General features: G+C 34.0%; 16 protein-coding genes and 1 riboswitch. Of the genes, 14 read left to right on the top strand and 2 right to left on the bottom strand.

Features of this window, described 5'->3' with window-relative positions; all coding sequences use genetic code 11:
* A partial coding sequence (gene metK / locus R2782_RS08730) for a methionine adenosyltransferase (protein ID WP_371267847.1) occupies positions 1 to 1,248 on the bottom strand: 1,248 nt, incomplete at its 3' end.
* A gap of 275 nt (positions 1,249 to 1,523) precedes the next feature.
* On the opposite strand from metK, the gene R2782_RS08725 reads away from it, so the two are divergent.
* The 7 genes from R2782_RS08725 (at position 1,524) to R2782_RS08695 (ending at position 10,947) form a co-directional block, all read left to right on the top strand.
* Positions 1,524 to 2,747, top strand: coding sequence for a T9SS type A sorting domain-containing protein (locus R2782_RS08725; protein WP_371267846.1), 1,224 nt, complete (start codon positions 1,524 to 1,526; stop codon positions 2,745 to 2,747).
* A 126-nt stretch (positions 2,748 to 2,873) separates the two neighbouring features.
* Complete coding sequence (locus tag R2782_RS08720) at positions 2,874 to 3,776, top strand: T9SS type A sorting domain-containing protein (protein WP_371267845.1); 903 nt, start codon at positions 2,874 to 2,876, stop codon at positions 3,774 to 3,776.
* 204 nt (positions 3,777 to 3,980) lie between these two features.
* Positions 3,981 to 4,088: riboswitch (SAM riboswitch) on the top strand.
* A 256-nt stretch (positions 4,089 to 4,344) separates the two neighbouring features.
* On the top strand, positions 4,345 to 5,334 hold the full coding sequence (locus R2782_RS08715) for a homocysteine S-methyltransferase family protein (RefSeq protein WP_371267844.1): 990 nt from the start codon (positions 4,345 to 4,347) through the stop codon (positions 5,332 to 5,334).
* Positions 5,334 to 8,021, top strand: coding sequence for a methionine synthase (metH, locus tag R2782_RS08710; RefSeq protein ID WP_371267843.1), 2,688 nt, complete (start codon positions 5,334 to 5,336; stop codon positions 8,019 to 8,021). The genes R2782_RS08715 and metH overlap by 1 nt, the downstream gene beginning before the upstream one ends.
* A 77-nt stretch (positions 8,022 to 8,098) precedes the next feature.
* A complete protein-coding gene (gene metF, locus R2782_RS08705) occupies positions 8,099 to 9,055 on the top strand; it encodes a methylenetetrahydrofolate reductase [NAD(P)H] (RefSeq protein WP_371267842.1) in 957 nt (318 codons plus the stop codon).
* A gap of 67 nt (positions 9,056 to 9,122) precedes the next feature.
* Complete coding sequence (locus R2782_RS08700) at positions 9,123 to 10,205, top strand: acyloxyacyl hydrolase (RefSeq protein ID WP_371267841.1); 1,083 nt, start codon at positions 9,123 to 9,125, stop codon at positions 10,203 to 10,205.
* 4 nt (positions 10,206 to 10,209) lie between these two features.
* Positions 10,210 to 10,947, top strand: coding sequence for a head GIN domain-containing protein (locus R2782_RS08695; RefSeq protein WP_371267840.1), 738 nt, complete (start codon positions 10,210 to 10,212; stop codon positions 10,945 to 10,947).
* 1 nt (position 10,948) lies between these two features.
* Here the strand turns inward: R2782_RS08695 and gldA are convergent, their stop codons facing one another.
* Positions 10,949 to 11,848 (bottom strand): gliding motility-associated ABC transporter ATP-binding subunit GldA, encoded by a 900-nt coding sequence (gldA, locus tag R2782_RS08690; RefSeq protein WP_371267839.1) that lies wholly within the window; start codon positions 11,846 to 11,848, stop codon positions 10,949 to 10,951.
* A 260-nt stretch (positions 11,849 to 12,108) separates the two neighbouring features.
* Here gldA and R2782_RS08685 point away from each other — a divergent pair, with 260 nt between their 5' ends.
* From R2782_RS08685 to R2782_RS08655, 7 genes are read left to right on the top strand one after another with little or no spacing between them, the layout of a single operon-like run.
* Positions 12,109 to 12,936 carry a prephenate dehydratase gene (locus R2782_RS08685; protein ID WP_371267838.1) on the top strand — a complete coding sequence of 276 codons (828 nt, stop codon included), beginning with the start codon at positions 12,109 to 12,111 and terminating at the stop codon, positions 12,934 to 12,936.
* Positions 12,933 to 14,078, top strand: a complete 1,146-nt coding sequence (locus R2782_RS08680) for a pyridoxal phosphate-dependent aminotransferase (RefSeq protein WP_371267837.1) — start codon at positions 12,933 to 12,935, stop codon at positions 14,076 to 14,078. Before R2782_RS08685 ends, R2782_RS08680 begins: the two co-directional genes overlap by 4 nt.
* Before the next feature lies 1 nt (position 14,079).
* Positions 14,080 to 14,919, top strand: coding sequence for a prephenate dehydrogenase (locus tag R2782_RS08675; protein WP_371267836.1), 840 nt, complete (start codon positions 14,080 to 14,082; stop codon positions 14,917 to 14,919).
* Between the two features lie 41 nt (positions 14,920 to 14,960).
* On the top strand, positions 14,961 to 16,043 hold the full coding sequence (locus R2782_RS08670; protein WP_371267835.1) for a chorismate mutase: 1,083 nt from the start codon (positions 14,961 to 14,963) through the stop codon (positions 16,041 to 16,043).
* Between the two features lie 25 nt (positions 16,044 to 16,068).
* Positions 16,069 to 17,037, top strand: a complete 969-nt coding sequence (gene rsgA / locus R2782_RS08665) for a ribosome small subunit-dependent GTPase A (protein ID WP_371267834.1) — start codon at positions 16,069 to 16,071, stop codon at positions 17,035 to 17,037.
* 21 nt (positions 17,038 to 17,058) lie between these two features.
* Positions 17,059 to 17,511 (top strand): D-aminoacyl-tRNA deacylase, encoded by a 453-nt coding sequence (dtd, locus tag R2782_RS08660; protein WP_371267833.1) that lies wholly within the window; start codon positions 17,059 to 17,061, stop codon positions 17,509 to 17,511.
* A gap of 37 nt (positions 17,512 to 17,548) precedes the next feature.
* On the top strand, positions 17,549 to 19,984 hold the full coding sequence (locus R2782_RS08655; protein WP_371267832.1) for a hypothetical protein: 2,436 nt from the start codon (positions 17,549 to 17,551) through the stop codon (positions 19,982 to 19,984).
* Positions 19,985 to 20,203: the final 219 nt, after the last annotated feature.

Genomic DNA, 20,203 nt, shown 5'->3' with positions numbered 1-20,203 from the left:
TAGTCCAAATGCTTTTCTAACAGGCTCAATAAAATCTAATTTTTCCCAAGTAAATAATTCTACTTCAATGGTTTTGGACAAACCGCCGGGGGCGTTAAATGTTTTCGTAACAATTGCTGGAGTTCTACCCATATGACCATAAGCTGCTGTTTCGCTGTAAATTGGGTTTCTCAATTTCAAACGTTCTTCAATAAAATAGGGTCGCATATCAAAGATACTTTCTACAATTTTACTAATTTCACCGTCTGTCATGTTTACTTTTGCCGTACCATAAGTGTTCACATTAATAGAAGTTGGCTCTGCAACACCAATCGCATACGAAACTTGTACTAAAATTTCATCTGCAACACCGGCCGCAACTAAATTTTTAGCGATATGACGCGTAGCGTAGGCAGCACTTCTATCTACTTTAGAAGGGTCTTTACCCGAAAAAGCTCCACCTCCATGAGCTCCTTTACCACCGTAGGTGTCCACAATAATTTTTCGGCCTGTTAATCCCGTATCTCCATGAGGACCACCAATAACAAACTTTCCGGTTGGATTAATATGGTATTTAATTTTGTCATTAAACAAATGGGCGTATTGAGGGTTTTTAGAAATGACTCTTGGAATTAAGATGCTAATGATATCATTTTTAATCTTAGCTAACATGGTTGGCTCATCAGCAAATTCATCGTGTTGAGTTGAAATCACAATGGCATCTATTCTAATTGGTTTATTATCATCTGAATATTCTAATGTTACTTGTGATTTTGCATCAGGTCGTAAGTAAGTAATTTCATCATTTTCCCTTCTTAAAATTGCTAATTCTTGCAATAATTGATGAGACAATTTTAATGCCAATGGCATGTATTCTTCGGTTTCGTTGGTAGCATAACCAAACATCATCCCTTGGTCCCCTGCACCTTGCTCTTCTTTACTGGCTCTCTCAACACCTTGATTTATATCGGCAGATTGTTCATGAATAGCTGATAGAACACCACAAGAATTTGCTTCAAACATATATTCGCTTTTGGTGTATCCAATTTTTCTGATTACATCTCTAGCTATGGTTTGAACATCTAAATAAGTATTTGATTTTACTTCACCCGCCAAAATTACTTGACCGGTTGTAACCAAAGTCTCACAAGCTACTTTTGAATGACTGTCAAATGCTAAAAAGTTGTCTATTAATGCATCTGAAATTTGATCTGCAACTTTATCAGGATGTCCTTCACTGACAGATTCTGACGTAAATAAATAAGCCATAATAAAAATTTAATTTTGTTGAATTTCTTCAAAGATTAATAATAAAAACAAAGGAAAAGTAAGTTGCAAAAAAACCAAAGAAGACTTCTGCTTTAGCATTTTTTTATGAGGTTGCAATCAGTACAAATTTTTCCTCTAGTAAAATCTCTGCAAATGTATAGAGGATTTTATTAAAATAAAAATTATATTTTTTTTAAAGTTAATTTTTTTTTTAAAAGTTTGATTTTCAAAAAAAAGTTTTACTTTTATGAATTAAAATATAAAACTTTTGATTTATGAAAAAACTTTTACTTTTTGTTTTTACAATGGCACAAGCTATTGTTTTTGCCCAAGGGACTTGTGATACTGCAATTCCTGTGACAATCGGGACATACTCCTATGGCACAATTAATGGAACCTACCAAGCTGGTTGTTTTACTACAGCAAGTGTGACTTCAGGATTATGGTATTCATTTAATTCTTCAACGGAGACTGTAGTTAGGGTAAATACTAATATTGCGGCTAATCCTACAACTGGAGATTCTAGAATTTCAGTTTTTGATGGTTCATGTGCTGCATTAGTGTGCGTGAATGCCTCCGATGATGTAAGTGACACAAACTATCTTACTGATTTGTCTTTTTTAGCAGAAGCTAACGTGACTTATTACATTCAGTTTGATAATCGTTGGGGTGCTGATGCTCAGAATCTTTCATTTGAGATTTCAACAGTTGATTCGCCTTGTGACTCAGATGTGCCTTTCAATGAGGCATGGACTAATCAATTTACTTGTTGGAGACCTTTTGATGCTAATGTAAATGGTTTATCATGGTCCTTTAATAATGGTAATGATGTAGACGGTGATTCTGTTAACGATCCTATAGCATTGATATTTCCAACAGCTGCAACAAATGTAGCTAAAGATGATTGGTTAATTTCAAATGGAATTTCATTAACGGCAGGCATAACATATGATGTAGAAGTTGTTTATAATGCTTTTAACAATCCTGGGACTGCTAATGAGAGTTTAAGAGTTGTGATGCTCGATAGTAAATCACCAACTGCAACGTTTAATCAAGAAATTGGTTCAGCAACAGGAATTGTTCAGGTAGGTGCTGGGGTGTCTAGTCTTCTTCCTGAGGCATATGCATCAACTTATACATTTACACCTTCTTCTTCAGGAAATTACCATATAGGTTTACATTGTAATACGCCTGGACCAGGGGGTATTTTTATGGTTTTTAATGTAAATATGACAACCAGTTTGAGTGCTCAAGATTTCTTTGCTAGTAACCTAAAAATTTATCCTAATCCAACTAATGATATCATCAACCTTTCTTCGACTACAACATTAATTAACACAGTTGAGGTTACAGACTTAAACGGAAGAGTTGTTAAGTCATTTAAATTAAATGGTATTTCACAAACTGAATTGAATGTTTCAAGCTTACAATCAGGGTTATATTTTCTCTCTGTTGAAACAGATTTAGGAAAAGGGACTACCAAAATTATCAAGAATTAAATAGTTTCTTTTAATATAATTTAATCCGGACTTAGTTCCGGATTTTATTTTTTATATTACTATTAAAAAAAAACTATATTTGTAGTAATAATTTACCTATTTTTTAACTCTTTAAATTAAATAAGCATGAGAAGAATTTTACCTATAGTTTTATTGTTGACAGCTTTTTTGATAAATGCACAGACAACAATTTTTGTTGAGGATTGGGACGGAAATGGACCAGGTATTGGTGAATGGACTTTATATAATCTTGATAATAGAACTCCTGTTGGTCCGGGTGGAACTGATGGGGAAGCATTATCTTTTTTAGTGCAAGATGCCTGGACAGTACTTTCTTTTGAACAAATTCAGGGAGCTAATCCGCTTTTTGAGGCATATCCTACGGCAGCCACAGGAATGGATGGAAACATTATTGCTAGTAATTCTTGGTATAACCCTGTTGGAATTGCAAACGATTGGCTTGTGTCTCCTTTGATTACTATACCGGCAGGAGCTACAAACATTAGTTTAAATTGGGCTGCTACAAGTTTAGGGAATGCAACTTTTCTTGAGGACTACAGAGTTCACCTGTCGCCAACAGGTGGATCTCAGGTGGCTAATTTCACAAATCTTTTAATTGATGTTAATAATGAGTTAAATACAGGGAACTTTCGTACTCAAGTACTTAATGACAACCTTGCAGGAACTTCAATTAGATTTGCTTTTCAAAATGATGGAAATGATCAGTATGTAATGTTTCTAGATAATATTACTTTAACGGCCACATTAACCGCATCAACTAATGACTTTTTTGCTAGTAACCTAAAAATCTATCCTAACCCAACAAATGGAATGATTAACCTGTCATCTTCTACAACATTAATTAATACTGTTTCAGTAACAGATTTAAACGGAAGAATTGTAAAATTTTTCAACTTAAGTGGAATATCTCAAACAGAATTAAATGTTTCTGAATTAACTTCAGGAATGTATTTTGTCTCAGTTGAAACAGATTTAGGAAAAGGAACTACCAAGATTGTTAAGAATTAATTAATAAATTCATTTACAAAAGAATCCGGACATTGTTCCGGATTTTTTTTTGCTACTATTCACTTTTTTAGAAGATATATTTTTTATAATTTTTATATTTAGCAGATGTATTTTCTAAAAAATGACTTTTAAAAATTATTTTTTAGATATTTTTTCTAAATAACAAATACTTTTCTATATTTGCCCCGTTCATATACATACTGATTGTTATCTCGAAAGCTGGAGGGACTAGACCCTATGAAAGCTTAGCAACCCTGCAACTGTAGAAGGTGCTACATTCTATCTCGTTCAAAAAACGAGAACAGATAACCCATTTATTTCCTCCATTTTCCTGATAATTTATTGATTTAGTAGCTAATCCCGCTTTCCGCTGCAATTTTTTGCGTCTTCCGGCTTTTTTTCTACACTTCAAAAAGAGCTTCCGTTGGTCGCTTTTTTAAAGCAACAAAAAATAGCCGTCTGCCACAAAAAATTTCCGCTACAATCGGGGCTAGACATTAGTGCAACAAACAAGTCTTAGCGAACTTTGCGAAAACCCTTTGCGAACTTTGCGGTTAAATAAAATAAAATGTCAAAAATAGAAAAAGCCATACAAGAAAGAATCCTTGTCCTCGACGGAGCGATGGGAACAATGTTGCAACGCAACAACTTTTCTGAAGAAGATTTTCGTGGCGAACGTTTCAAAGATTTTCCACATCCACTTAAAGGCAATAATGACCTACTTTCTATAACCCAACCTGATGCGGTTAAAGCCGTTCATCGGGCCTATTTTCAAGCTGGTGCCGACATAGTAGAAACCAACACGTTTTCTGGAACCACCATTGGAATGGCCGATTATCATCTGGAGGAGTTGGTCTACGAACTCAATTACCAATCCGCCAAAATCGCCCGCGAAGTTGCGGGCGAATTCACCGGTAAACCACGATTCGTTGCCGGTTCTATCGGTCCAACCAATCGAACCGCTTCTATGAGTCCCGATGTGAATGACCCCGGATTTCGTGCCGTAACGTTCGACGATTTACGCATTGCTTACAAACAACAAGTCGAGGCCTTGATAGAAGGAGGTTGTGATATGTTGTTGGTCGAAACTATTTTCGACACCCTCAACGCCAAAGCAGCACTTTTTGCTATTGAAGAAGTCAAAGAAGAACGAAACATCGATATTCCGGTTATGGTTTCAGGCACCATTACAGATGCATCTGGACGAACACTTTCCGGTCAAACCGTAGAAGCTTTTTTAATTTCCATTGCACACATTCCATTGTTAAGCATCGGATTCAATTGTGCATTAGGTGCAGACCAATTGAAACCTTACTTGAAACGTTTGGCGATTAATACACAACTCAATATTTCTGCTCATCCTAATGCCGGATTACCAAACGCTTTCGGGCAATACGACCAAACTCCAGAGGAAATGCAAGCGTTAATTCGTGAGTATTTGCAAGATAATTTAGTCAACATCATTGGTGGTTGTTGTGGCACTACTCCGGATCACATCAAATTAATTGCCGAAGTTGCCAAAGAATTTAAACCTAGACAAATTTTAGAAAAGATATAATGCCTGAAGTTGATTGTAAAAAACAGTTGAAATTATCCGGTCTAGAACCGCTAATTATAACTCCAGAAACAAATTTTGTTAACATTGGCGAACGAACTAATGTGACCGGCTCTCGTAAATTCCTTCGTTTAATTAAAGAAGAAAAGTACGAAGAAGCTCTTGATATCGCTCGTGCTCAAGTGGAAGGGGGAGCTCAAATCATCGATGTCAATATGGATGAAGGAATGTTGGATGGTGTTCAAGCCATGACCAAATTTCTCAATCTAATCGCTGCCGAACCTGATATTGCTCGAGTTCCGGTGATGATTGACAGTTCCAAATGGGAAATCATCGAAGCCGGATTAAAAGTCATTCAAGGAAAAGGAGTCGTCAATTCCATTTCGTTAAAAGAGGGAGAAGAAACATTTATTCATCACGCCAAATTAATTAAACGTTACGGTGCAGCTGTAATCGTCATGGCTTTTGATGAAAACGGTCAAGCGGATACCTACGAGAGAAGAATCGAGATTTGCAAGAGAAGCTATGATATTTTAGTAGATAAAGTTGGTTTTCCGGCAGAAGACATCATTTTTGATCCCAATATTTTTCCGGTAGCCACCGGAATGGAAGAACATAAATTAAACGCATTGGATTTTTTCAAAGCCACCAAATGGATTCGTGAAAATCTGCCTTATGCTCATGTTTCCGGTGGAGTGAGCAACGTTTCTTTTTCTTTCCGTGGTAATGATAAAGTACGTGAAGCCATGCATTCTGCTTTTCTTTATCACGCCATTCAAAACGGAATGACGATGGGAATTGTGAATCCGGAAATGCTTGAAATTTATGATGAAATCGACAAGATTTTATTAGAACATGTAGAAGATGTTTTATTAAATCGAAGAGAAGATGCTACTGAACGACTTTTGGAATTAGCCGAGAGTTACAAAGGTGATTTTAAAGTCAATGAAAAAGCGATACAAGAATGGCGAAATGGTTCCGTGCAAGAACGATTAACCCATTCCTTAGTTAAAGGGATTGATGAATTCATCGAAATAGATGTGGAAGAAGCTAGACTAAATTCCACAAAAGCTATTGAAGTTATCGAAATCAATTTAATGGCTGGAATGAATGTCGTAGGCGATTTGTTTGGTAGTGGAAAAATGTTTTTACCACAAGTCGTAAAATCTGCCCGAGTGATGAAAAAAGCGGTTGCCTATTTACTTCCTTTCATCGAAGCCGAAAAAGACTCAACCGCTTCGTCGTCTGCCGGAAAAGTGTTGATGGCAACCGTGAAAGGAGACGTACACGACATTGGTAAAAATATTGTCGCGGTAGTTTTAGCTTGCAACAATTTTGAAATCATCGATTTAGGCGTAATGGTTCCGCCGGAAAAAATAATCGAAACTGCAATTCGTGAAAGCGTAGATATCATTGGTCTAAGCGGATTAATCACACCTTCGTTGGATGAAATGGTTTATTTAGCCAAAGAAATGGACAAGTTGAACATCAAAATCCCAATTATGATTGGTGGTGCAACGACATCTCGTGCTCATACGGCTGTAAAAATTGCACCCGAATACAAAGAAACGGTTGTGCATGTGAATGATGCTTCCCGAGCGGTGACAGTTGCCACAAATTTATTGCAACCGGAAACAAAAACAACTTACGCTAAAACAGTTCGAGAAGAATATGACCAACTTCGTGAGGGTTATTTAAATAGGAGTAGAGAGAAGAATTTTTTATCCATTGTAGAAGCTAGAAAAAATAAATTGTTGTTGGATTGGAAAAATTATCAGCCCGTTAAACCAAATTTCATTGGAACAAAAGTTGTCGAAGTTGAGTTATCTGAATTAGTTGATTTCATTGACTGGACACCTTTTTTCCAATCGTGGGAATTGTATGGGAAATATCCTGCCATATTAATTGATGAAGTAGTGGGTGAACAAGCTACCCATTTATTTGCAGATGCTCAAAAAATGTTGAAACAAATTGTCTATGAAAAGTGGTTCACTGCCAAAGGAATTTTGGGAATTTTCCCTGCAAATTCAATAAATGATGATGACATCTCTGTTTTCCCGACAACCAACAACCGACAACCGATAATTTTTTTGACCCTAAGACAACAATCCCAAAAAACCGCCGGTGCTCCAAATCTCGCTCTTGCCGATTTCATTGCCCCAAAAGAAAGCGGAATTCAGGATTATATTGGCTGTTTTTGTGTCACAACCGGCTTTGGTGTAGATGAAAAAGCATCCGAATTTGAAAAACAATTAGACGATTATAACTCCATTTTAGTAAAAGCATTGGGCGACCGATTAGCAGAAGCTTTTGCCGAATATTTACACCTAAAAGTGCGAAAAGAAATTTGGGGTTATGCTTCCGATGAAAAATTATCCAATGAGGATTTAATTAAAGAAAATTATGCCGGAATTCGTCCGGCTCCGGGATATCCCGCCTGTCCGGATCATTTAGAAAAACCTACCATTTGGAAACTATTAAATGTAGAAGAAAAAATAGGTGTAACATTAACCGAAAGTATGGCCATGTGGCCCGCAGCATCGGTTTCGGGATACTATTTTGCCCATCCGGAAAGCAAATATTTCGGATTAGGAAAAATTAAAAAAGACCAAGTAGAAGATTATGCCAAACGAAGAAATAGTAGTGTAGAAATGACGATAAAATGGCTTTCGCCGAATATAGCAGATTAAATAATTTGTTTCAGGTTTAAAGTTTCAAGTTGCTCAGCCAACCTGAAACCTGAAACCTGAAACCTGAAACTTAAAACATGAAAGTAACCCAACATATCGAAAACGCCAACGGCAAACCTTTATTCTCATTTGAGATTTTACCGCCTTTAAAAGGTCAAAATATTCAATCTATTTTTGATTCGATTGATCCATTGATGGAGTTCAACCCGCCTTTTATTGATGTAACCTATCATCGGGAAGAATACGAATTCAAAGAATTACCCAGCGGATTATTGCAAAAGAAAATTGTAAAAAAACGTCCCGGAACGGTTGGTATTTGTGCCGGAATTCAAAATAAATATGAGGTTGATGCTATTCCGCACATTTTGTGTGGCGGTTTTACGAAAGAAGATACCGAAAATTTATTAATTGATTTAGATTTTTTGGGTATTGATAATGTGGTGGCTCTTCGAGGAGATGCCTTGAAAAACGAAATTTATTTCAAACCCGAAAAAGAGGGAAATGAGTATGCTTCGGAATTGGTGACGCAAATTCATAACCTAAATAAAGGAATTTATTTGGATGAAGATTTGCAAAATTCGTCATGTACCAATTTTTGCATTGGCGTGGCCGGTTATCCTGAAAAACACATGGAAGCACCTAGTATGGACAGCGATATTTATTTTTTAAAACAAAAAATCAAAAATGGTGCAGACTATATTATTACTCAAATGTTTTTTGACAATCAAAAGTTTTTTGATTTTGTTGACAAATGTCGTAAAGCTGGTATTGATGTGCCTATTATTCCCGGGCTAAAACCAATTACGACAAAAAAGCAATTGAATTTAATTCCGCATCGATTCAAAGTGGATTTGCCGGATGATTTGATTATGGAAGTCGTAAAAGCTAATGATAATGATGCCGTTAAACAGATTGGTATTGAATGGTGCACCGCTCAAAGTAAAGAACTAATCGCTAGAGGAATACCTGTTTTGCATTATTATTCAATGGGTAGAGCAGAAAATATCAAAGCAATTGCAAAGGAAATATTTTAATATCAATTTTTTTATAAAGTTTCCGTACTAATTATATTCTTTTATATTTGCCGGAATAACTTTTAGAATGAGGAAACTTTATTTTTTATTATTATTTTCTTTTTATCTATCTGCCCAAGAAAAAACAGAGACAACTGCTTTAGATGTTCAATATTTTCGTGGAAATGTTTTGCCTCACACGGATGATTTACAGCACTTTCTGCAAGGTCATCCCGATGGAGTTCTAGTCAGTTTATATAAAAAAACATACGGCCATCAAGAATGGGAAAGAGCATTTAATTATCCGGATTATGGGGGTTATTTTATTTTTCAAGATTTTAAAAATGATATTTTAGGAAAAGTTTATGGAGTAGGAGCTCACTATAATTTTTATTTTTTAAATCGAAAAGTTCAGTTTAAAATTGCCCAAGGGGTAGCTTATACAACTGACCCACATGATAAAGAAACCAATAGTAAAAATTATGCTTTTGGTTCCAAAATAGTAGCAAATACTAACTTTGCACTAAATTATACCACACCGCTTGTTGATCGATTTGAATTAAAAGCAGGATTGTTATTCACTCACTTTTCTAATGGAAGAATTAAAGCTCCCAATAGTGGAGTGAATTCGTATGGCGTAAATCTTGGCATTACTTATAATTTTCAAGAACCACTTGAAAGAAAAATAGATACACTACCAAAGGTTAAATTTACAGAACCACTAAAATATAATTTAGTTTTAAGAACCGGAATTAGCGAAAACCCGATTATAGGGAGTGGTCAAAAACCCTTTTTTCATCCGGCTTTTTATGTTGATAAGAGGATTAGCAGAAAAAGTTCTTTTCAATTGGGAGCGGAAGTGTTTTTTACCAATTCATACAAAGAATTTATCAAGTTTCAATCCATAGCTTATCCTGAAGAAAATGTAACGGCAGATACAGATTATAAAAGAGCAGGTGTTTTTATTGGTTATGAACTTTTTATTAATAGAATTTCGCTTGAAGCACAAGTAGGATACTATGTCTATCAACCTTACAAGTCAGATATACCGGTTTACGACAGGGTAGGAATGAAATATTATATTACTAAGAAAGTATTCACCGGATTATCCATTAAAACTCATATTTTCTTAGCGGAAGCCATGGAGTTTGTGATGGGTGTAAGATTTTAAAACTATGAAAAAGTTAATTTTAATTTTCGTAATTGCTATTTTTTTTTACAATTGTGAAAAACCTGGAGATTGCATTAAATCAACAGGGGAAATGATTACAAGAGAAATTGAGGTAACTCCTTTTGAAACTGTTTTTGTTTACACGGGTATAGGATTAGTCATCAAACAAGGACCCGAATATAAGGTAGAAGTTAAAACGGGTGAAAATTTAATTGATGATATTGAACTAAAAGTAGAAAACAATACGCTGACTGTAAAAGATAAAACCACTTGCAATTGGGTTCGCGATTACGGACAAACAATTGTTTATGTTACAGCTCCAAATTTGACAGATATTCATTCTAAGACAGAACAAGATATTAAGTCTGATGGTGTATTGACATACCCAATTATTCGGTTGTATGCTATGGATTTAACAGATGGTGCCGGAACCGGTGATTTTATTTTTGAAGTTGATAATGGTCAATTAGTAATTGCGAATAATAATGTTTCTCGTTTCTTTATTTCCGGAAATACTCAAGAAGCTTTATTAAATTTTTATGATGGGAATGGAAGGTTTGAGGCCCAAAATTTATCTATTGATGTTGCGAAAGTTTTTCATCGCGGTTCAAATGACATGATTATTAAACCAATGCAAAGTGTGGAAGGAGATTTATTTAGTACCGGCAATTTAATATTAGAAAATACACCTCCTAATGTAAATCTAACTGAACATTACCAAGGAAGAGTAATTTACAACTAACTTATTTCTTCGTTTTTTCTCTGAAAATAGTTTCCAAATTTTTACTTTTCAAATGAATTTGAAGGGTTTTCAAGCCATTTTCATTGGCAAAATCAAATAGTTTTGATCGCATATCTTCTGAAGAGATGAACGTTATTTCCCAAACAAAATCTGTTATTTTTTGGGCTGATTTAAAATTGGGTAAAGTAGTAAGCAATTCTTCTGAAACGGCTTTATCAAATTCCACTTCAATCACCTGTTCTTGTTCATCTGACATTAATTTTTCTAATTTTTTATCGGTAACAATTTTTCCTTTGTTAATAATGATGACGCGGTCACAAATGGCTTCCACCTCTTGCATGATGTGTGTAGATAGAAAAACAGTTTTATCTTTTCCAATATTTTTTATCAAATCTCTTATTTCAACCAATTGATTCGGGTCTAATCCGGTCGTTGGTTCATCTAGAATTAAAACATCAGGATGATGTAATAAAGCACATGCTAAACCAACCCGTTGACGATATCCTTTAGATAATTGTCCGATTTTTTTATGGCTTTCCGATGCTAATCCAGTTAACTCGATAACTTCTTGAACTCTGTTTTTTGAAATATGATATACATCGGCATTAAAACTAAGATATTCCCTAATATATAAATCCAGATAAAGTGGATTGTGTTCCGGCAAATAACCAACAACTTTTTGCACCTCTTGACGGTTTTCACTCACATCAAAATTACTCACCAACGCAGTTCCTTCATCAGCTGTAATGTAGGTTGTCAAAATTTTCATTAATGTAGATTTTCCGGCACCATTTGGACCCAAAAAACCGACAATTTCCCCTTTTTTTACAGAGAAAGAAATGTTATCTAAAGCTTTTTGAGCACCATACATTTTTGAAATATTTTTAACCGTAATTGACATACTAATATGATTTTAAGCAAAAGTATAGTTTTTTATTTAACTGATTTTTTTTAAGAAAAGTATTTTCGTAAAATTAAATTACTATATTAGCAAAACAAAATCAAAAAAATGATAACACAAAACACCTATTATTTTACCAATTTCTTTTATTTTTTCTTTGGGAAAAAATCGGGATTGGTATTGTGTTATGTAAGGTAAATTTTTAATTCACAACAAATATAAATCCCGGTTCTTTAGAGTCGGGATTTTTTTATGTATTTATGATAACAAAAATCGCAATTCAGGGTATAAAAGGTTCATTTCACCATCAAGTGGTAGAAAAATACTTTTCGGAACCATTTGATTTGGAAGAATGTCATTCGTTTGAAAGTCTTGTGAAAAATGTAATGAATAATAAGTCAAGCAAAGGAATTATGGCTATTGAAAATTCAATAGCAGGTTCAATTATTCCAAATTATGCATTAATCGATGCTAACAATTTACATATTATTGGCGAATACTATTTGGATATTCATCATCATCTGTTAGCTCTTAGAGGGCAAACAATCGCAGATATAAAAGAAGTACAATCACATCCAATGGCTTTATTGCAATGTGCTGTTTTCTTTTCCAATTATCCACATATTAAATTAATTGAAAGTAGCGATACAGCAGAAACAGCCAAACGAATTCAAGAACAAAAGTTGCTTGGCGTTGCCGCTATTGCAAGTAAAAAAGCAGCAGAATTATATGATTTAGAAATTTTAGCTAATGGAATTCATACCGTAAAAAATAACACTACTCGGTTTGTTATTATAAAATCGGAAAATAAAGAAATTTTGAGAAAAGAAATCAACAAAGCATCTTTAAAATTTGAATTGGAAGATAAACCCGGAAATTTGGCCATTGTGTTGAAGAAGATTAGCGATTGTCAATTAAATATGACTAAAATACAATCGTTACCCATCATTGAAACCCCTTTTCAATATTCATTTTTTGTTGATGTGGTTTTTGACAGATATGAATTTTATGAAGAAGCAAAATTTATTTTACAACAAAAGACTAGACATTTTAAAGTATTAGGGGAATATAAAAATGCACGAACATGATAGCAACAGCAGAACGTTTGAACAGTGTTCAGGAATATTATTTTTCAAAAAAACTAAGGGAAGTAAATCAACTGCTTTCCGAAGGTAAACCAATCATTAATATGGGAATTGGAAGTCCGGATTTATTGCCGCATTTTTCCGTTGTCAATGCTATTCAACACTCAATGAATGACAAAAAAGCCCATGAATACCAAAGTTATCAAGGTTTACCCGAACTTCGAAAAGCGATGGCGAAATTTTATCAAAATCAATTTAATGTTTCACTGGATTTTGATTCCGAAATTTTGCCTTTGATGGGTTCGAAGGAAGGAATTATGCACATATCTATGGCATTTTTAAATAAATCCGATGAGGTTTTAATTCCAAATCCTGGCTATCCAACGTATGCATCCGTTACGGAATTAGTTCAAGCAAACCCCATTTTTTATGACTTATTAGAAGAGAATAATTGGCTTCCTGATTTTGAATCTTTGGAAAAATTAGATTTGTCCAAAGTCAAAATCATGTGGGTGTGTTATCCGCATATGCCAACCGGAGCCAAGGCTACCAAAGAAGTTTTTGAAAAACTAATTACTTTTGGGAAAAAACATCAGATTTTAATTGTCAATGATAATCCGTATAGTTTTGTTTTGAATGATAATCCGATGTCGATTTTTCAGGTTGAAGGAGCAAAAGAAATTGCGTTAGAACTCAATTCGCTCAGCAAATCATTCAATATGTCCGGTTGGCGTGTTGGGATGGTTTTGGGTAATAAAGTTTTCTTAGAGGCTATTTTAAAAGTGAAAAGCAACATGGATAGCGGTATGTTTTACGGCATTCAAAAGGGTGCAATCGAAGCATTAAATTTGGATAAAAATTGGTTTGTGAGTCTAAATAAAATTTATATCAAACGAAGAGATTTACTTTTTAAATTAGTTGAAAAATTAGGTTGTTCGTATGATGAAAAAGGCGTAGGATTATTCATTTGGGCAAAACTTCCAAACAAGGAAATTTCATCCGAAGAATTTATTGATGAAATGTTGATTAAAAAAAATATTTTCATTACACCGGGAACAATTTTTGGCAGTAATGGAGAAGGATACATTCGGTTTTCCCTGTGTATTGAAGAAAAAAAAATAAAAGAGGCTCTAACACGATTTTGATATGAAAGTATATATTGTTGGTTTAGGATTAATAGGTGGTTCAATGGCCTTGGATATTCAACGATTGTATAAAAATACTAAAATCATTGGCATTGATTCTAGTGAGAGTCATCTTAACGAGGCATTATCATTAGGTTTAATTCATCAAAAAGGAAATTTGGAAGATGATTTAGATGGCGATTTTGTTATTTTGGCTGTACCGGTTGATGTGGCTATAGTACTATTACCAAAAATTTTGGATAAAGTTTCAGATAATACAATCGTTTTTGATGTTGGTTCTACCAAAAAACCAATTTGCAAAGCAGTGGAAAGTCATCCTAAAAGAAATAACTTTTTAGCGACACATCCAATTGCTGGAACCGAATTTTCAGGGCCAAAAGCAGCCATCGAAAATTTATTTGAAGACAAAGTAAATATTATCTGTGAAATTGAAAAAACTTCCTATAAAAAACAAGAAAAAGCTTTAGAGTTATTCCGAAGTTTGAATATGCGAATTCGGTATATGGAACCCAAGTCACACGACAAACATATTGCGTATGTTTCTCATTTGTCCCATATTAGTTCGTTTATGTTAGGGAAAACCGTTATCGAAAAAGAAAAAGACGAAAAAGATATTTTTGATATGGCAGGAAGCGGATTTGAAAGTACCGTCCGATTAGCCAAAAGTTCACCTTTAATGTGGACACCAATTTTTAAACAAAATAAAAAACAAATTATCAAATCATTAGAAGAATACATCGCTAATCTATCTTGTTTTAAATCTTTTTTAGAATCCGATGATTATGAAGCCATTTTTAATGAAATGAAAAACACAAACAGAATTAAAGAAATTTTAAAATAAAAAGTTGTCTGACAACCGATAACAGACAACCGACAACCGATATGGAAAACGATAAAAATTTAAAAAACTGGTTAACAGATTTTCAATTAGATCATCCGTTAGTAATTGCAGGACCTTGCAGTGCAGAAACCGAAGAACAAGTAATAAAAATTGCTCACGAATTAAAAGATTCGGATGTGAGTATTTTTCGTGCCGGAATTTGGAAACCTCGTACACGACCGGGCGGATTTGAAGGAGTAGGTGAAATTGGATTAAATTGGTTACAAAAAGCAAAAGCAGAAACCGGACTACTTATGGCGGTTGAAGTGGCTAATGCAACTCATGTAAAATTAGCGTTAGAACATGATATTGATGTGCTTTGGATTGGTGCCAGAACTACCGTAAATCCTTTTGCCGTCCAAGAAATTGCTGATGCCTTGGAAGGAACGAATAAAATAGTGTTGTTAAAAAACCCCGTAAATCCTGATTTATCATTGTGGATTGGCGGTTTAGAACGATTATACAATGCCAATATCAAAAAATTAGGTGTTATTCACCGTGGGTTTTCTACGTATGAAAAAACAAAATACCGTAATAATCCGGAGTGGCAAATTGCCATTGATTTACAAAATAGATTTCCCGATTTACCATTGATTTGTGATCCTTCACATATTACGGGAAGACGTGACATGATTCAGGAAGTTTCGCAACAAGCGTTGGATTTGAATTACGATGGCTTAATCATTGAAACTCACATTGATCCGGATAATGCATGGAGCGATGCGGCTCAACAAGTAACACCAACGGTTTTGAAACAAATTTTTCATGATTTACGCGTTCGAAAAGTAACCGATGAAGCCGATGATTACACTGTGAGGATGAATAAACTACGTACTCAAATTGATGAATTTGACAGTAAAATTCTTGAGATTTTAGGAGGAAGGATGAAAATTGCAGATAAAATCGGTACTTTAAAAAAGGAGAAAAATGTGGCTATTTTACAAAACAAAAGATGGCAAGAAATTTTGGATAAAATGATTGCAGAGGGAAGTCAAAAAGGACTGAGCGAAGATTTTATTGTGCAACTCTTTAAAGCCATACATCAGGAAAGTATTGATCATCAAGAAAAAATTATCAATTCTTGATTAACAAAACGTGTATCTTTGTTCTATGACAGGAATCGTTTATAAATCTACCGGGAGCTGGTACACCATTAAAACCGAGAACAATCAGTTTTATGATTGTCGAATAAAAGGTAAATTCCGTATAAAAGGAATTAAAAGTACCAATCCAATTGCTGTGGGCGATGTGGTAGATTTTGAATTAGATGAAACGTCTGATGAAACCATAGGGTTAATTCATAATATTCATGAGCGGACGAATTATATCGTTCGAAAATCTGTAAATCTTTCTAAGCAATCTCACATAATTGCATCCAATATTGATATAGTTTTTTTATTGGTAACCATCAATAATCCGGTTACTACCTCCAGTTTTATTGATCGGTTTTTGGTAACTGCGGAAGCGTACCACATCAAAGCAGTTTTGGTTTTTAACAAAATTGATACGTACGATGAAGCTACTTTGGAAGAACAATTATATCTTCAATATGTTTATACACAAATAGGATACGAATGTATACGTATTTCTGCCACTGCAAAAAAAGGATTAGATGAGCTGAAGCAAATGATGGAAGGAAAAGTGTGTATGTTTTCAGGTCATTCCGGTGTTGGAAAATCAACTTTAGTGAATGCTTTAGAACCTAATTTGAATTTAAAAACCAAAGAAATATCCGACCTACATCAACAAGGACAACATACGACCACCTTTGCTGAGATGTTTGACTTGTCTTTTGGAGCTAAAATTATTGATACACCCGGTATACGTGGATTTGGGATAGTTGATATGGAAAAATCGGAAATTAAAGGTTATTTTCCCGAATTTTTTGCTTTGGAGGACCAATGCAAATTTAACAATTGTCTGCACAAAGACGAGCCCTATTGTGCTGTAAAGAAAGCCTTGGAAGAAGATAAAATTGCTTGGTCGCGTTACAATAGTTATCTTCAAATTTTAGAGGGTGACGAAGAACAATATCGAAATGATATTTATGCTGATGGAAGAAATCAGGATTTAGATTAACTAGTTTATCTTTACCATAAAATGAAAGCCCTTATCCAAAGAGTTTCGCAATCCTCTGTAACCATTGATGGAACAATTGTCGCCTCCATCCAAATAGGATTATTGATTTTAGTTGGAATCGAAGAAGTCGATACAAAGGAAGATATTGAATGGCTTTCGTCAAAAATTGTCAATCTTCGCATTTTTGCTGATGAAAATGATGTCATGAATTTATCTGTAAAAGATATTAATGGTGATGCAATAATTGTTAGTCAATTTACCCTTCATGCTTCCACCAAAAAAGGTAATCGTCCTTCTTATATCAAAGCCGCAAAACCGAACATTGCAATTCCGATTTATAATCAATTTATTCAACAAATTGAAAAGGATTTAGAAAAAAAAGTACAAACCGGACAGTTTGGAGCGGATATGAAAGTATCACTTTTAAACGACGGACCGGTTACAATTCTTATTGACACGAAAAATAAAGAGTAAATACTTATATTTGTGCTAATTCCTTTATAAAGGCAAAATGAAGTACAACAAAATTCGAGAAGAAGAACTAAAAAATAAAGTAGGAGCCGATTGGTTTAGACAATTTGACACTACTGAAATTATTGGAAATATTGATTTTACTGTTTTTCCATATCAAGATAATTTATTCGGACGCACTCCTTTACTTTGGGCAGAAGCCAAAACAGGTAATTTTGATGTAGCAACCATGTTTGTTCAACTCATTTTAACGATTGGAAAAGCAAGAACCTTTGACAAAACTATACCGCCCGCTTTTTTAGGAGCTTTTGATTTTAAAAAAATAGCGTTTGTGCCTTATATCAATGTGCAAGATATTTTTTATATTAATGATTTCAATTGGAATGTTACACCGAGTAATCATGAAACCAAAGAATTTCAATTGATTAAACAGCGTATTGAGGCCACACTCAAAAAAAACACGTATGTTTATGATTTTGAAAATGACGAAAAAGAACTGCTTGCTTTTATAAAAAATAATGTTGCAAAAGCTACAACAGCGAACAAACTAAAAATCGATAAAAATAATTTTATTCCTATTTATTTACGTTGGTTGGAAACAATAAAACCGATTATCGATGTGAATTGGGACGAACTCAAAAAAGCCAATATTTTAGACAGCGATTTCTATTTGGCCGATTTGTTTGTTGACGATAAAGACACACAAAACATTGAAGATGATCTATCTATTCGGGATAATTTATTTGTCGTTTTTCAAAATGAAGGGTATAAAATTGCCAAGGAAAACCTAAAGCAAATGTTTGATGCGGTCATTCGATTAAAAAACAAAGATACGTATCTTCATTTTTGGAAACGCTACAAACGACCGCCACTTAAAGAATTTCAAGATTACATCATAGAACGCCGTGATTTAATGGTACCACAAGATATTCGTGAGCGTAAAGGTGCATTTTTTACACCACGTATTTGGGTAGAACTTTCTCAAAAATACCTTACCGATTATTTAGGTGAAAACTGGCAAGACGATTATTACATTTGGGATTGTGCCGCCGGAACAGGAAACTTATTAGCCGGATTAACCAACAAATACAACATTTATGCCAGCACACTCGACCAAGCCGATGTAAACGTAATGCACGAACGTATAGACCACGGTGCCAACTTGCTTAAAAATAATGTGTTTCAGTTTGATTTTTTGAATGATGATTTTGCCAAGCTACCTAAAAGCTTGCAAGACATTATTAAGGATGATGAAAAACGGAAAAAGTTAGTAGTTTATATTAATCCGCCTTATGCGGAAAGTGGAGATAGTAAGCAAAGGATGGGAACTGGAAAAAATAAAGCTAATGTTGCTTCTGAAACAATGATATATAAAATTCATAGTGATAATTATGGAACTGCAACAAGAGAATTATTTACTCAATTTTTAATTCGAATAAATAGTGAAATTAAAAACTCTATTGTTGCACATTTTTCTACATTAAAATTTGTGCAATCCCAAAATTTTAGAAAATTCAGAAATTACTTTAAAGCAACATACAAATCTGGATTCCTTGTTCCTGCTAATACATTTGATAATGTAAATGGTCAATTTCCAATAGGATTTTATATATGGAATTTGAAAGAGAAAAAAAATATCGAATCTTTTAAAATAGATGTTTATAACCTTAATGGTTACATTGGAGAAAAATTAATTCACACACACATTAAAGGAACTTTTTTGATAGATTGGCTTCGTAGTTATTATGATAAATCAGGCTATAGTCTTGGATTTCTCAGGGTAAACGGTCCAGATGTACAAAATAATTTAGGGGTGTTTATAACTAGTAATCCTACAGAAAATGATATAAAAAAACATTTTATTTATAACATTACTCTAATGAATATAATTCAGATGTCAATATATCATTCTGTACGAATATCAACAAAAGCAACTTGGCTAAATGATCGAGACCAATTTCTTTTTCCAAATGAAGGTTGGCAAAATGATTTAGAATTTCAAAATGATTGCTTTGCATTTACACTATTTAGCAATAATATTTCCTCAAGTTTTGGCACCAACCACTGGATTCCGTTTACAGAATATGAAGTAAACGCCCAAGCCAAGTTTGAGAGTAATTTCATGACCGATTTTATAAAAGGTAAAATCAAAAAAGAAAGCGGGTCAACTACACTTTTTGAACAATCTACAACAACAGAAAATAAACCACTTGTTTTTTCAGAAGAAGCCACCGCCGTTTTTGATGCCGGTCGAGAACTTTGGAAATATTATCATTCCCAACCCAATGTAAATGTGAATGCCAGTTTATATGACATCCGCGAATATTTTCAAGGTAGAAATGACAAAGGTAGAATGAACAGTAAAAGTGATGATGCTATTTACACTAAACTAATTGCCGAACTAAGAAACAAATTAGCTGTTTTAGCTGATAAAATAAAACCTAAAGTGTACGAATACGAATTTTTGAAAGAGTAAAAACGTTTACAAAAAACAGTGTTTTCTTATTCATGAAACAGTAACATACACAAAAAACATCACTTTCTTGTACATAAAAAAATAACGTGCATAAAAAACACGACTTTCTTGTGCATGAAAAAACAATGTGTATAATTTTCTTTATTTTTTATACATGACATAAATAACGTGCACAAAAAACGTCATTTTCTTGTGCATAAACAAATAACGTGCACAAAA

This window comes from Flavobacterium sp., from assembly GCF_041392085.1.
Lineage (GTDB): Bacteria > Bacteroidota > Bacteroidia > Flavobacteriales > Flavobacteriaceae > Flavobacterium.
The sequence above is the reverse complement of the archived record's forward strand: the minus strand, read 5'-3'. Positions and strand labels throughout refer to the sequence as shown.

Bases quoted from the DNA above. Each gene is read 5' to 3' on its own strand.
- R2782_RS08725 (WP_371267846.1), top strand. From the start codon at position 1,524: ATGAAAAAACTTTTACTTTTTGTTTTTACAATGGCACAAGCTATTGTT.
- R2782_RS08720 (WP_371267845.1), top strand. From the start codon at position 2,874: ATGAGAAGAATTTTACCTATAGTTTTATTGTTGACAGCTTTTTTGATA.
- R2782_RS08715 (WP_371267844.1), top strand. From the start codon at position 4,345: ATGTCAAAAATAGAAAAAGCCATACAAGAAAGAATCCTTGTCCTCGAC.
- metH (WP_371267843.1), top strand. From the start codon at position 5,334: ATGCCTGAAGTTGATTGTAAAAAACAGTTGAAATTATCCGGTCTAGAA.
- metF (WP_371267842.1), top strand. From the start codon at position 8,099: ATGAAAGTAACCCAACATATCGAAAACGCCAACGGCAAACCTTTATTC.
- R2782_RS08700 (WP_371267841.1), top strand. From the start codon at position 9,123: ATGAGGAAACTTTATTTTTTATTATTATTTTCTTTTTATCTATCTGCC.
- R2782_RS08695 (WP_371267840.1), top strand. From the start codon at position 10,210: ATGAAAAAGTTAATTTTAATTTTCGTAATTGCTATTTTTTTTTACAAT.
- gldA (WP_371267839.1), bottom strand. From the start codon at position 11,848: ATGTCAATTACGGTTAAAAATATTTCAAAAATGTATGGTGCTCAAAAA.
- R2782_RS08685 (WP_371267838.1), top strand. From the start codon at position 12,109: ATGATAACAAAAATCGCAATTCAGGGTATAAAAGGTTCATTTCACCAT.
- R2782_RS08680 (WP_371267837.1), top strand. From the start codon at position 12,933: ATGATAGCAACAGCAGAACGTTTGAACAGTGTTCAGGAATATTATTTT.
- R2782_RS08675 (WP_371267836.1), top strand. From the start codon at position 14,080: ATGAAAGTATATATTGTTGGTTTAGGATTAATAGGTGGTTCAATGGCC.
- R2782_RS08670 (WP_371267835.1), top strand. From the start codon at position 14,961: ATGGAAAACGATAAAAATTTAAAAAACTGGTTAACAGATTTTCAATTA.
- rsgA (WP_371267834.1), top strand. From the start codon at position 16,069: ATGACAGGAATCGTTTATAAATCTACCGGGAGCTGGTACACCATTAAA.
- dtd (WP_371267833.1), top strand. From the start codon at position 17,059: ATGAAAGCCCTTATCCAAAGAGTTTCGCAATCCTCTGTAACCATTGAT.
- R2782_RS08655 (WP_371267832.1), top strand. From the start codon at position 17,549: ATGAAGTACAACAAAATTCGAGAAGAAGAACTAAAAAATAAAGTAGGA.